The organism is Vibrio profundi (assembly GCF_005281835.1).
In the GTDB taxonomy this organism is placed as follows: domain Bacteria; phylum Pseudomonadota; class Gammaproteobacteria; order Enterobacterales; family Vibrionaceae; genus Vibrio; species Vibrio profundi.
The window spans coordinates 281641-294872 of sequence record NZ_RZIS01000001.1 but is presented as its reverse complement, the minus strand read 5'-3'; the positions used below and the strand labels follow the sequence as shown (position 1 = coordinate 294872).

The window sequence follows — 13232 nt, the reverse complement described above, 5'->3', positions numbered from 1 at the left end:
TTGAAGCGAAAGTATGAGCAAATATTCTGATGCCAAAGAACTGGCAGGGTTAACTCTTGGCCAAAAAACTGAGTACTCAAACCAATACGATGCAAGTTTATTGCAGCCGGTTCCACGTAGTCTAAACCGCGATGATCTTGCATTAAGCGGCGATCTACCTTTTGTTGGTCACGATATTTGGACCATGTACGAGCTTTCTTGGTTGAACAGCAACGGCTTGCCACAAGTCGCTGTAGGTGAAGTCTTTATCCCAGCCACTAGCCCAAATTTAATTGAATCAAAATCTTTCAAGCTTTACCTCAATAGCTATAACCAAACGCAATTCAATAGTTGGGATGATGTAACTGAACGACTGATTCAAGATCTCTCTCAATGTGCAGGGGAAACCGTATTGGTGAACGTCAACCGAGTAACGGATTACACCAATCAACCTATCGTCACCATGAAAGGCGATTGCATTGACGAACAAGACATTACCATCGATAGCTATGAGTTTGATGCAGCTTTACTTAAAGGTGCTTCGAGCGAAAAGATCGTCACTGAGTCTTTGCACAGCCACTTGCTTAAATCGAACTGCTTGATTACCAATCAACCCGATTGGGGCAGTGTTGAAATAGACTACCAAGGTCCGAAAATCAACCGTGAAGCCTTGCTGCGTTACCTAGTTTCGTTCCGCGAACACAATGAATTCCACGAACAGTGTGTGGAACGAATTTTCACTGACATCATGACCTTCTGTAAGCCGAGTACACTGACGGTGTATGCACGTTATACACGTCGCGGTGGGTTAGACATCAACCCATACCGCTCAACAGAACAAGATAAGCCAAGCCACAACATGCGTATGGCTCGTCAATAAGCTCTGTTTGAAAACACAATACTAAAGGGATATGAGAATGCGTTGGTTTCATCTGATTGGCTTAATTTACCTCACATTAAGTGCAGCAGTTAATGCAACGGTCTATTCATCGACTTTGCTGAATGAAGCAAATAAGTTGATCGAAATAGATCCAAATCGCTCGAAGCATATAGCTGCGAATTATTTAAACCAACGCACGCTTTCCGACCAGAGAGAGAAAAGCCCAACTGCAATCTCCCGTGAAGAAACCGACAACTCTATTCGAACTCCGAGTGGCAGCATTGACGCCTACAAGATACTTGCACAGGCGGAATACAATTTAGGCAATACACGAACGGCAATTCAAACATTAGCAGCGGCCGAGAAACTGGCGAAAAAGTATCAACTGCCATACCTCTCGTTAGATATCCAAATCCTAAAAACAGAACTTCTGTGGCTAAACGATAGAAAATCGCTCATCGCTAAGCAGTCACTGACTAACATTGAGCAAGATATGCAGTCTATCAGCCAAACTCTAAAGCTGACCGAAGGCGTAGCTTATCGCCTGACTATGCTCAAAGCGCAAATCGCTTCTTACGATAACCAAGTTGTCGAGGCTGAGCAGTTATTCAAGCAAGCCAAAAAGTACCTAGAACGCCGTCACTCCGAAAAAACGCTAATTGACTACCACATTGCCATTGGTGAGTTCTACCTCACTCACAAGAAGTACAACAGTGCATTAACGGAATTACTTTTTGGCTACTGGAAATCGGTTGAAGAAAACCTAAGTGCGCGACTCGCTAAAGTAAACCGCTTACTGGCGCAACTTTTCTTCGAGCGACAGGTGCTTGATAAAGCGCTCGATCATTTATCGCAAGCGGCCGATTTCTACGACAACTATGAAGATTCGCCAATCTTAGCCAATGTGCTGAAGAAAATGGGTGACGTGTACTTCTTCCAAGGCAAATACAACTTAGCCTTGGTGCACTTCTTTAACGTGTTGGATCACGAAAGTACTGACCGCAACATCGCGCAAGTGATTGAAATTCGCTTAAGCTTAGCAGCGACCTACTTGCGTTTATACAACTATCCTTTGTCTGAACAGTATTTATCTCGAGCGTTAGAACTGCTTGAGTATGCGGATATTCCAGAGCTAGAAGCAAAGGCGTCACTCATGTCTGCTGGCCTTGCGCTGCACCTACAAAAAAGTGACCAAGTTATCGAAGATGCGCAGCGAGGCTTGGATATCGCCAACACCCTAAATAACTCACGTGTTACGCAGCAAGCTTATTACCTACTCTCTTTAGGCTATGAACAATCGGGTGAATTTAAGCTCGCATTAGATAACATCAAACACTACAACTCGCTTGTCGCTTTAGAGCAGCAGAATTTAAACCGAGTGAGTGAAGATGCTTTCCGCCAACAAAAAGAATTTGCTGAGCGCTCTCTGCATTACTCGGGTCAAGAAGCCGAGTTAGAAGAGTACAAATTGGAACACCGCAAATTCCAAAAGATCGCTTTTGCTCTATTCCTATTCAGCATCATTCTGTTCTTCTTTGTATTACGTCGTGGCTACATTATTCAAAGCCAAGCAAAGAAAATTGATGGTTTAAGCAAAGATCTTTACACCCACTCGCGGTCTAAGTTGCGTAACTTGCGTATGCTCAATGCTAAGCTATCAACCTCTTTACAGCGCACAAACGAAACGTTCGAACAGTGGCAAATGGGGGAACTGATCCATGAACCGCTTAACGACCGCTTACGTTTTGTCATGATCGATTTGCCGTTCTTACGCAACATGTACATCCAAAACGGTTACAAAGCTGGGCTTGAATTAGAAGAAGCATTTGGTGTCTTCCTTAAATCTAAATTGGATGACCCAGCACGTATTTACCACTTCTCAGACGCGAATTTGCTGTATATCGAACCAAGCACAGATCGCAATCAGTCGCCTGAAACTGTATTTAACAAGATCCAATCTTGGATTTCAGATTTTGAGCCTGAGCGTAAAATGAACCGCAACATACGCATGGGCATTGCCGATTACCCGTTCTTACCTCGTGCTTATACCGCCATCAATGATCAAGAATTGCTCGACCTTCTATTAATGTCGACTAACCTCGCCCGTGAGATCAGTCTCAAAGAACGTAATAGCCAATGGGTATATTTGAAAGCTATCGAAAACGCACCAGCGGCGAGCCTTGCAACAGGAAACATCCGCGAAGCCTGTAAACACGCCATTAGTCAGGGATTAATAAAGATACAATCTTCCTACCAGAATGAGGACAGCCTCAAAAAAATGCTAAAAGATGAGTAATTATCCCGCAGTTGATACGCGAATCGAGTGACGTTATTTTCAGTTTTGTTATTATCGATAGATTCGCGTTTCATTAAATACGCTCTCTTTAGCTCTCAGTGGTATAAGTTTATTTTTCTATGGGTATTCTCGAACAAGATATTCAAGCTCAGCTGCATCAACTGAAGTCTCAGTTGGAACAAGTGCGTTTGACACAACGAGATACTTCATTCAAATTTAAACGAGAGCAAAAGGTTCTTAAGCGTATAGTTGCATCGCTCAGTGGTGCATGTGTTGGCAGCAACCAACGCCTAGATGAGAGCCTTATTGCATTAAAGGAAGAGTTAGAAAAACAAAAAGACATTAGCTCGCTTATTCCTCGACTTGCTGTATTAGAAAGGATGCTCAAGCAAAAATCATTGGCTATGGAAAAACAGAACGGATATCTGGACGAAAGCATTAAGCACAGTGGTGAAACTCTACAGAGAATCACTGGCCTTCCAGCGCAGCTAAAACGTGATTTGCGTAATTTGCTAAGCTTCTCTGAAAGCAATGGCAGCCAAAAGGTTGATCATGCGATGAAGCTTCTGAGCATCTACGAACGTGCCATCAAGATCATGGCCACCAACTCACGAGCAAACTTTTCTGATAGCGACTACTCCCCAGAACAAGAACTTCTTTCAAGCCTTGCCGATGAACTGCAGCACCTAATCACAGAACTCGACTTTGAAGGTGAATCTGGCGAAATCTTAATTGATATTCGTGCAAAACTGCTACTCGGTGTGTCTACTCAAACCTTGTTCGAATTAACTTTGCAGGTGCTTAAGCTCGTCATTGAAGGCACCAATTTAGAACGCAAAACCTCAGAGCAATTTATCCAACAGCTTAACGCATCTCTCTCTTCTACGATAAAGACCGCCGATCAAAATACCGATCAAAGCCAAAGCTATTTCGAGCACCGCCACGGTTTGAACAGTGAACTGAGCGAGTTAGTTAATAAAAGCCAAATATCAGTAAGAGAAGCCAAAGAAATTGATTCGCTAAAAGAGTCCATCAACCCTTTGTTGACTCAAATTGCTTCTTTATCTGAGCGTTTAAGCCACGCAGAAGAAAAAGAGCAAGCGCTGATCGAACGAATGAATTACGGAAAAGGGCAACTCGATGCCTTATTCGAAGTCACTCAGGATTACCGCCGCCGTCTAGAAGATCAAGCGCATCGTATGTTGCTCGACCCACTGACGAAAGTGTATAACCGTACTGCATTAACTGACAGGCTAGAGCTAGAATACCGTCGCTGGATTCGCTCTCAACATTCACTGCGAGTAGTACTGTTAGATATCGATAATTTCAAAGCGATCAATGATAGCTTTGGTTATACCGCCGGTGATAAAGCGCTGAAGATCATTGCACGCACTATTTCGAAAGAACTAAGCAGCACCGACACCGTTGCTCGTTTCTCTGGTGAAGAGTTCGTATTACTTCTTCCAGAACAAAATGATGACTACTGCCACCAAGTGATTAAAAATATCCAGGCGCAAGTCAGTCGCTTACCTTTCAAGTTCCGCGATCAACAAATCACCATAACACTATGTGCAGCCAGCACTCAATTCCATGAGTCTGATACACCTGAAGTTGTGCTAGAGCGTTTGAATAAGACACTAAATAAAGCGAAAAAGATGGGCTCTAACCAGCTTGTTTGGCACTAAACTGCCTGCTATTTATTAATTTACTTCACTTTTTCAAATACTTATCACATCGCAAAACCTCCAATCTTTGCTAAGCTAACTGTTAACAGTTTGCTAAATTATCGTCCATTTCCTAAATTCTCTGTTTATATCTATAAAGTGGAAAATTTCGTCAATCGATAATTAGCTTTCCTTACCACAGTAAAAGGAGGCACTATGATCACTCATATTAGCCCAGCTGGCAGCATGGATTTGCTCTCTCAACTCGAAGTTGAGCGCCTTAAAAAAACTGCTTCAAGTGAACTCTACCAACTCTACCGCAACTGTACGCTTGCGGTGCTCAACTCTGGCAGCCATACCGACAACTCCAAAGAGCTGCTCGACCGTTATCAATCTTTTGATGTCAATGTTGTCCGTCGTGAACGTGGTATCAAACTTGAACTGAGCAACCCACCTGAACACGCATTTGTCGACGGTGAAATAATTAAAGGGATTCAAGAACACTTATTCTCAGTGTTGCGTGACATTGTTTACGTCAACATGCACCTAGCAGATAACCAACGCCTTAACCTGACTAACGCTACCCATATCACCAACCTCGTTTTCGGTATTCTGCGTAATGCAGGGGCACTAACGCCCGGGATTGAGCCAAATTTAGTCGTCTGTTGGGGTGGACACTCCATCAACCCAATTGAATACCAATACACTCGTGAAGTGGGCCATGAGATGGGACTTCGCGAACTCAACATTTGTACTGGTTGTGGGCCAGGTGCAATGGAAGGACCAATGAAAGGGGCTGCAATTGGTCACGCTAAACAGCGTTACACAGACCATCGCTACTTAGGCTTAACAGAACCATCGATTATCGCAGCTGAGCCGCCTAACCCTATCGTTAATGAACTGGTCATCATGCCGGATATTGAAAAACGCCTGGAAGCATTCGTGCGAATGGCTCACGGCATTATCATCTTCCCTGGCGGCCCTGGTACTGCAGAAGAACTACTCTACATTCTTGGTATCATGATGCACCCAGATAACGCATCTCAGCCTTTACCGATTGTGTTAACTGGCCCTAAAGAAAGTGAAGCCTACTTCCGTTCAATTGATAAATTCATTGCCGACACGTTAGGCCCTGAAGCTCAGAAGCATTATCAGATCGTGATTGATGATCCTGCGAAGGCTGCGCAGATCATGAGCCAAGCGATGCCAGAAGTTCGTGCTCACCGTAAGGAAACTGGCGATGCATACAGCTATAACTGGTCATTGAAGATTGCGCCTGAGTTCCAGCTTCCATTTGATCCAACGCACGAGAGCATGGCGAATTTGGATTTACACATGAACCAGCAACCTGAAAACTTAGCAGCAAGCTTACGCCAAGCTTTCTCCGGCATTGTGGCAGGTAATGTGAAAGCAGAGGGTATCCTAGAAATCGAACGTCACGGCCCATTCTTAATTGATGGCGACGCCGAGCTAATGAAAAAAATGGATAAGCTACTCAATGATTTTGTCGATCAGCAGCGTATGAAGTTACCGGGTGGAACGGATTACGTACCTTGCTACAAAATCGCCAAATAATCGAGTGAGAAAATGTCGGTTAGATAATTCCTAACCGTCACTTTATTTCAACTCACAGGCGAGTACGTTACTATAAGGGGCTTAACGATAAGCCCCTTAAATATTGGAAAGTTATGTCTATTCATCTTGTGATCATCGATGCACTCAACTTAATTCGTCGCGTGCATTCAGCTCAACCTGACCCTAACGATATCGCAAGAACCATCACCACAACAACGCGAACTCTGCATCGTATTCTCTCTGAATCTCAACCGACGCATATCATTGCGGTGTTTGATCACCACCTTCAAGATCGTGGCTGGCGAGCTGAAGTGCTGCCAAACTACAAACAGAATAGAAAACCGATGCCGGAACCTTTGATGAATGGCCTTGATGCTATACAACAAGCTTGGTGGGAACTAGGAATCGACTCATTACTTTCCGATGGCGATGAAGCCGACGATTTAGTTGCCACGCTTGCCACTAAAGTGGCTAGCCATGGTGAAAAGGTCACCATCATCTCCACTGATAAAGGCTATTGCCAGCTCTTATCCCCTACTCTGCAAATACGCGATTACTTTCAGCACCGCTGGTTAGATAAACCGTTCATTGAGAAAGAATTTGGTGTCAAGCCTGAGCAACTGGCGGACTACTGGGGCTTAGCTGGCGTAAGCTCAAGCCAAGTTCCGGGGATTCCCGGTGTAGGACCAAAAGCGGCCAAAGAAATCTTAACGACTTATCAAGATATTGAAACCGCACACCAAGCAGAAGACTTACCCGCTAAGTATCGCAAAAAGTTTGATGAACACATTGAATCAGCACGGCTGTGTAAACAAGTTTCAGCCTTAAAAACCGACATCGAGTTAGGTTTCAATCTTCAAGATATCCGCTTCAATAACAGCCCTGATTAACCTCATTACATGTTAATCAATCCTGTTGTGTTCTCCTTTACATTCACAGGATTTTAATAAAGTTAATCAATACCTTACCAAGTGTTGATTAACTTTTAATCGCCATCACAGTCTTGTTGATATAAGTATTTATTTTCATTGCTCCAATAAGGAGAAACACAATGAAAAAAATACTACTACTTTCACTCACTACCCTCTTGCTGCATGTCGCCCCTTTTAGTTCCGCATCGGAAACGTGTGGAGAACACCTTGTTAAAGGCATGCCTTCCAACAACAGCGATCAAGTGCTGTGCCGTACAGGATATGCAGTCGGCTACAACTATCAAACCAAGAGCGCTGATTGGGTGGCATATCATGTCACTGCAGAAAGCGTTAATGCGCAATTCAAGCGCAGCAATAACTTCAAGGTGGATTCTGAACTACCTGAATATGCACAATCCACGTTAAGTGACTATTCCAATTCAGGGTACGACCGTGGGCATCTTGCGCCATCCGCAGCGATGGATTTCAGTCAAGAATCAATGCAAGAGAGTTTCCTACTAAGTAACATGTCTCCACAGCTCCCTGGCTTTAACCGTGTCGGATGGCGACTGTTAGAAGAACACGTAAGAGATCTCGCTAACGAGTACCAAGAACTGTATGTCGTGACGGGTCCTATTTATGAAGGTAACGAAGCGTCTATTGGAGATGGCGTTGTCATCCCGAGTGCGTTTTACAAAGTTGTCTTGGACCCATATTACAACGATGCCATCGCGTTTATCGTACCTCACCGCGACGTATCCGGCAGTGAACTTGTCGACTTTGTCACGACCATTGATGACGTAGAGGAACGCACCAACTTAGACTTCTTCGCCAATACCAGTGACGACACTGAAAACCCCATGGAAGCGATGCTATGGGAAATGTGGCCAACACCAGAGTAGGCACAAATTATCGTCAGTAGTGATTAAATCGCTGGTCGATAAACAAAAAACGCTCCTAAATAGGAGCGTTTAACGTCATCGTTTTGATTAGTGCGGAGAAATATTAGATAGGCACTGAATATGAACCGTAATCTCTTCACGGTCATGATACAAGTGCTTAGCTTGCATCTTATACTTCACGCCATTGTCGTTAAGGAACACTTTCAAGTTTTCGATATCTTGTAGAACTTCATCATAGCGACCTTTCATCGGTAGCTTCAGGTTAAATAAGGCTTCTTTCGCCCAACCTTTGATGATCCACTCACCCATTAGGTGTGCGACACGCGCTGGTTTCTCAACCATGTCACAGATGATCCAAGTAACGTTCTTACGGTCTGGTTCAAATTTAAAGCCATCCACCATGTGGTGCTTGATTTGACCTGTTTCCATAAGGCTATCTGCCATCATGCCGTTATCCACACAGTGAACAAACATAGAACGCTTAACCAACTGATACGTCCAGCCACCAGGACATGCACCTAAATCAACCCCCCACATACCAGAAGCCAAGCGCTCATCCCACTCATCACGTGGAATGAATACATGGAATGCTTCTTCAAGTTTCAAAGTAGAACGGCTTGGCGCGTCTGCTGGGAACTTAAGACGTGGGATACCCATGAAGAACTGAGAGTTATTGCTTGGATAAGAGTAACCAATAAAACAGTGGCCAGGTGCGATAAAACACACATGCAGCACAGGCTTTTTAGCATTGTCTTTGGCTGTCATTAAGCCTTTTCCACGTAAGGCTTGGCGCATTGGCACAGTAAACTTACGGCAGAACTTCAATAGCTCTTTGGCTTCGTTTGTATCTGGCGTTTCAATACGAATATCGCCACAACGTGGGAAACCATCTTTGTCAGACAATTCCTCCAAAATCGGAGAAATACGGTCATCTTTTGGTAAGTCTTTAATCTCAACCGCTACCGCTATCATTTGACGAGCAAAGATCAGCGATTGAAAATCAATATTTTTGATCAGCTTGTCGGCTTCGCCTGCTTGGTAACATTCGAACAGCACAAAGCCTGTATTGTTCTTTAAACGAGGAAAACCAAACACTTCCAGCTGTGTTGCCTTGTCTTGAATTTCACCTGCACATTCTTTTTCAAAACCAGAGCGACAATAAAGTAGTACGTGTTTCACTGAGTTACCTCTTTTATATTCAAAGCAGCGAAGGAGAACATCCCCCAGCCGATAATAAATAGTAGCCCACCAAGTGGTGTTACTGGGCCAAACCATTTAATTCCTGTCAGCGCTAACGCATAAAGGCTACCGCTAAAACAAAGGATGCCGATAATAAAGCAAATTGCCGCAATGAAAAAATACTTTTGTGCTTTTGGACTAACTTTAAGCTGCAATAAGATGCCACAAGCTAAAATAGCCAAGGTATGCAGAAATTGATATTGCACGCCCGTTTCAAATACCCCAAGCAAATACTCAGGAAGCTGCGCTTTTAAAGCATGAGCAGCAAAAGCACCCAATACCACTGCGATGCCACCAGATATTCCCGCTAACATGAGTAAGTACTTAGCTTTCATTGAGTACCTCTTTAATGTATGTAGAGAGTTTTTCCACCGTTAGCGCGATGTTTTGCTCTTCGGTGTAACCAGACTTTTTACGTGGCTTAAAGCTATGATCTCCATCTGGAATAAAGGCAACTTGTACCGCTGGGGCGAGTTCGAAATCAACAAACTCTTCTCGTTTACCAAACGTATCACGCTCGCCTTGCAAGATGAGACATGGCTTCTCTAGCTGCGCTAAATGCTCACCTTTATATTTTTCTGGCTTACCTGGCGGGTGAAACGGGAATCCCAAACACGCCACGCCTGCTACCTGCTTATGCTCAGATAAATGGCTCGCCATGCGTCCACCCATCGACTTACCACCAATCACTAGTTTTTCTGCATCCTGAGATTCAATGATCGCTTCGTAAGCCTCTAACAGTTTAGGCGCACGATCGGGTGGACGGCGTTTGCCATCTTCCGCGCGTTTCACCATATAAGGGAAGTTAAAGCGCACAACGCGAATCCCTTCTTTGGCCAACCCTTTTGCAACGGACTCCATAAATTCGTGTTCCATGCCAGCACCCGCACCATGTGCGAATACAAATGTCATTGAATGCGCATCGCCATCAATCAACACATTATTCATCTAATAAATCCTCTTGTTCGCTTTGCGCTTTTGCTAGCATCCAATCACGGAAGGTAGCGATCCGCCCCATGTCCGCCTGTTTCTCGTGGCAAACCACGTAGAACGCATTTTTACTGACTAAAACTTCGTCGAACGGAGCTATCAAGCGCCCTGCTTCTATTTCTGGCTGCGCTAATACATTGTTTCCTAACGCAACTCCCTGCCCATGGGCCGCTGCCTGTAGCACCATTGCAGAGTGGCTAAAAATCGGGCCATGGTTCACATTGACCCCTTCAATTGCATTTTGTTTAGCGAACTGTTTCCAATCTTTACGGGATGTGTCATGCAATAAGGTATGACATGCCAAATCAGTTAGAGATTCTAATGGTTTATTACCCAGTAACAGCGACGGTGAACACAATGGAATCAAGTATTCTTGATACAATTTATCTGCTCTGAGTCCCGGCCAATTACCGCGCCCGTAATAAATTGCAACGTCGACATCATCTGTAAGAGAGCCTTCATCCATATCAACCGCTTTGATACGAACATCAATATCAGGCTCTTGTTGATTAAAATCGGCTAAACGAGGCACTAACCATTGAATCGCAAAACTTGGAGGTAAGCTGATGGTCAACGCCCCCTTCTCACTCCTTTCGAGTACTTTATCAGTAGCCTCAGCAAGTGATGTGAAGATATCCTTAATATCTAAAAAGTAACTTTGTCCTTCTTCCGTAAGCAACAAAGAGCGGTTTCGACGACGAAACAGCTTCAATGACAAAAATTCTTCTAGTGCTTTGATTTGATGACTCACTGCTGCTTGGGTAACAAACAGCTCTTCTGCAGCACGCGTGAAACTCAAATGGCGAGCTGCCGCTTCAAAGACTCTTAGTGAATTTAGTGGAGGTAATCTACGAGACATAAGCACTCTCTAATAATGCATTAGTTTTTTTAATCTGAAACATTATAAATTGTCCATTGCCTAGCGGCCAGAGAAATTCTATATTTCATCCCGCAGCAGCTAGCCTGAACGGCTTGATTCTCTCTAGAATCAATTGGCTTAGTTGTTGCGATGTTGTGTTTGCAAACTCGTACTTTTCGAGTTAGGTAGAATTCTACCAAATGTTTTGTTGCGGTTATCCCCTGCAACGAGGCATATACTTCCTGTATTTATTTTGACCTGTCTGTCAAATTTCTTTGCACCGCCTTTATGGCGGTGTTTTTTTATCTGAAATTTACACCTAACCTCTCAGTCCCATTGCTCACGGTAGCATCCATACGCTCATTGACTCATTGACTCATTGACTCATTGACTCATTGCAGGATGACAAGCAATAAAAAAGCCGCTCACTTGCGTAAACGGCTTTCTAATGTTCTCACACCTGACTAAGGGCGATAAACTTTTACATTGTTAAAGCCCTGCTCTTGCAAGTACAAAGCTTGCAAGCGGCTCATTACACCACGGTCACAGTACAGCAAGTACTCTTTTGACTGGTCTAAATCACCAAATTGAGTTGCGAGCTTGTAGAATGGAAGGTGCTTAACTTCAACACCTTCAATTTCTAATGGATTCTCGTCTTCTTCATCTGGGCTACGAATATCAAGAACCAATGCATGCTCGGCTACCGCTTGAACTTGCTCTACTTCAGGCGCTTGCTCTTGGCTTTCTTTCTCGATGTCACGGATATCAATCACGCGAGCGTTTTCAATCACTTGATCAAGAACTGAGAAATCAAACTTAGCTTCTTCAGCTTCTAGCTTAGACTTCTTCGCTTTCACTGTAGGCTTTTTAGAAATAACACCACAGTATTCAGGCATTACCTTGGCGAAATCTTCAGTACCAATGATACGAGACAGATCAATGATGTCTTCTTTGTCCCAGTTGATTAACGGGCGAAGAATTAGAGTATCAGTAACGTTATCGATATGACGAAGGTTAGTCAGCGTTTGGCTAGACACTTGGCCTAATGCTTCACCAGTAACCAGCGCTTCAATACCAAAGCGCTCAGCAACCATACCACCAGCACGCATGAACATACGTTTCAGAACTACGCCCATTTGGCCGTCATCAACGTTCTCTAAAATTTCAGCGACAACGGGTTCGAAATCAATTGCGATGAATTTTACTTTTGCCGATGAACCAAATTTGTTCCATAGGTAGTGAGAAACTTGCTTCACGCCGATCTCGTGAGCTGGACCACCTAGGTTAAAGAAACAGTAATGTACTTTAGAACCACGTTTGATGTGTAAGTAGCTAGAAACACCAGAATCGAAACCGCCAGAAATCAAGCTAAGTACGTCTTCTTGAGTTCCTAGCGGGAAGCCGCCAAGACCTTTATGACGCGCGATGATCTGGTTAAGCTTGTCATTCGCAATCTCAACTTTTACCGTTACTTCTGGATCTTTTAGTTTTACCTTTGCCGTTTCTACTGCTTGGTTCAAACCGCCGCCTACGTAGCGTTCTAGTTCGATAGAAGTAAATTCGTGTTTGCCACGACGCTTAGCACGAACAGAGAAAGTCTTACCTTCAATGTCACCACGGCTACGCTCTAGCACTTGCTCGAAAATATCGTGCAAGTCTTTAAATTCTGATTGTTGAACTTCTAACGAGTGGTGAATACCCGGAGTGTGAGTCAAGATCTCTAACACTTCTTTAAAATAGGTATCGCTCTCTGAAGTTACTTCGATGTGGTCACGACGGTTAAATACCGCAACATTTTCAGTACGACGCTGAATGATATTACGGATGTTACACTCTAGAATCCTTGTGAAGCGCTTACGCACCGACTCACTTTTTACAAAAATTTCCGGATGGGGCTTTACAATAAATTTCATAATACTTTCACAACAATAAGGTTC

The 13232-nt window shown here is 43.8% G+C and carries 11 protein-coding genes; 6 read left to right on the top strand and 5 right to left on the bottom strand.

Features of this window, described 5'->3' with window-relative positions; all coding sequences use genetic code 11:
* Positions 1-13: 13 nt before the first annotated feature.
* The 6 genes from queF (at position 14) to ELZ11_RS01290 (ending at position 8207) form a co-directional block, all read left to right on the top strand.
* On the top strand, positions 14-859 hold the full coding sequence (gene queF, locus ELZ11_RS01315) for an NADPH-dependent 7-cyano-7-deazaguanine reductase QueF (RefSeq protein WP_137355567.1): 846 nt from the start codon (positions 14-16) through the stop codon (positions 857-859).
* 37 nt (positions 860-896) lie between these two features.
* Entirely contained in the window at positions 897-3155 is a 2259-nt protein-coding gene (locus tag ELZ11_RS01310; RefSeq protein WP_137355566.1) for a tetratricopeptide repeat protein, read from the top strand.
* 119 nt (positions 3156-3274) lie between these two features.
* Positions 3275-4840 carry a diguanylate cyclase domain-containing protein gene (locus ELZ11_RS01305; RefSeq protein ID WP_137355565.1) on the top strand — a complete coding sequence of 522 codons (1566 nt, stop codon included), beginning with the start codon at positions 3275-3277 and terminating at the stop codon, positions 4838-4840.
* 195 nt (positions 4841-5035) lie between these two features.
* Positions 5036-6394, top strand: a complete 1359-nt coding sequence (gene ppnN, locus ELZ11_RS01300) for a nucleotide 5'-monophosphate nucleosidase PpnN (protein ID WP_137355564.1) — start codon at positions 5036-5038, stop codon at positions 6392-6394.
* Positions 6395-6507: 113 nt separating this feature from the next.
* Positions 6508-7284: a flap endonuclease Xni gene (xni, locus tag ELZ11_RS01295; protein ID WP_137355563.1), complete on the top strand. Its 777-nt coding sequence runs from the start codon at positions 6508-6510 to the stop codon at positions 7282-7284.
* Positions 7285-7445: 161 nt separating this feature from the next.
* Positions 7446-8207 carry a DNA/RNA non-specific endonuclease gene (locus ELZ11_RS01290; RefSeq protein ID WP_137355562.1) on the top strand — a complete coding sequence of 254 codons (762 nt, stop codon included), beginning with the start codon at positions 7446-7448 and terminating at the stop codon, positions 8205-8207.
* Positions 8208-8294: 87 nt separating this feature from the next.
* Here the strand turns inward: ELZ11_RS01290 and rlmM are convergent, their stop codons facing one another.
* The 5 genes from rlmM to thiI all read right to left on the bottom strand — a co-directional run bounded on the left by rlmM (position 8295) and on the right by thiI (position 13208).
* Positions 8295-9386 carry a 23S rRNA (cytidine(2498)-2'-O)-methyltransferase RlmM gene (gene rlmM / locus ELZ11_RS01285; protein ID WP_137355561.1) on the bottom strand — a complete coding sequence of 364 codons (1092 nt, stop codon included), beginning with the start codon at positions 9384-9386 and terminating at the stop codon, positions 8295-8297.
* A complete protein-coding gene (locus ELZ11_RS01280) occupies positions 9383-9781 on the bottom strand; it encodes a DUF423 domain-containing protein (protein WP_137355560.1) in 399 nt (132 codons plus the stop codon). The genes rlmM and ELZ11_RS01280 overlap by 4 nt, the downstream gene beginning before the upstream one ends.
* Positions 9771-10394: an alpha/beta family hydrolase gene (locus ELZ11_RS01275; RefSeq protein ID WP_137355559.1), complete on the bottom strand. Its 624-nt coding sequence runs from the start codon at positions 10392-10394 to the stop codon at positions 9771-9773. Before ELZ11_RS01275 ends, ELZ11_RS01280 begins: the two co-directional genes overlap by 11 nt.
* Positions 10387-11295 carry a transcriptional regulator GcvA gene (locus ELZ11_RS01270; protein WP_137355558.1) on the bottom strand — a complete coding sequence of 303 codons (909 nt, stop codon included), beginning with the start codon at positions 11293-11295 and terminating at the stop codon, positions 10387-10389. Before ELZ11_RS01270 ends, ELZ11_RS01275 begins: the two co-directional genes overlap by 8 nt.
* A gap of 464 nt (positions 11296-11759) precedes the next feature.
* Positions 11760-13208 (bottom strand): tRNA uracil 4-sulfurtransferase ThiI, encoded by a 1449-nt coding sequence (gene thiI, locus ELZ11_RS01265; protein ID WP_137355557.1) that lies wholly within the window; start codon positions 13206-13208, stop codon positions 11760-11762.
* Positions 13209-13232: the final 24 nt, after the last annotated feature.

What these genes read in the sequence shown, in the direction of transcription:
- queF (WP_137355567.1), top strand. Translation starts at nt 14, where the DNA reads ATGAGCAAATATTCTGATGCCAAAGAACTGGCAGGGTTAACTCTTGGC.
- ELZ11_RS01310 (WP_137355566.1), top strand. Translation starts at nt 897, where the DNA reads ATGCGTTGGTTTCATCTGATTGGCTTAATTTACCTCACATTAAGTGCA.
- ELZ11_RS01305 (WP_137355565.1), top strand. Translation starts at nt 3,275, where the DNA reads ATGGGTATTCTCGAACAAGATATTCAAGCTCAGCTGCATCAACTGAAG.
- ppnN (WP_137355564.1), top strand. Translation starts at nt 5,036, where the DNA reads ATGATCACTCATATTAGCCCAGCTGGCAGCATGGATTTGCTCTCTCAA.
- xni (WP_137355563.1), top strand. Translation starts at nt 6,508, where the DNA reads ATGTCTATTCATCTTGTGATCATCGATGCACTCAACTTAATTCGTCGC.
- ELZ11_RS01290 (WP_137355562.1), top strand. Translation starts at nt 7,446, where the DNA reads ATGAAAAAAATACTACTACTTTCACTCACTACCCTCTTGCTGCATGTC.
- ELZ11_RS01280 (WP_137355560.1), bottom strand. Translation starts at nt 9,781, where the DNA reads ATGAAAGCTAAGTACTTACTCATGTTAGCGGGAATATCTGGTGGCATC.
- ELZ11_RS01275 (WP_137355559.1), bottom strand. Translation starts at nt 10,394, where the DNA reads ATGAATAATGTGTTGATTGATGGCGATGCGCATTCAATGACATTTGTA.
- ELZ11_RS01270 (WP_137355558.1), bottom strand. Translation starts at nt 11,295, where the DNA reads ATGTCTCGTAGATTACCTCCACTAAATTCACTAAGAGTCTTTGAAGCG.
- thiI (WP_137355557.1), bottom strand. Translation starts at nt 13,208, where the DNA reads ATGAAATTTATTGTAAAGCCCCATCCGGAAATTTTTGTAAAAAGTGAG.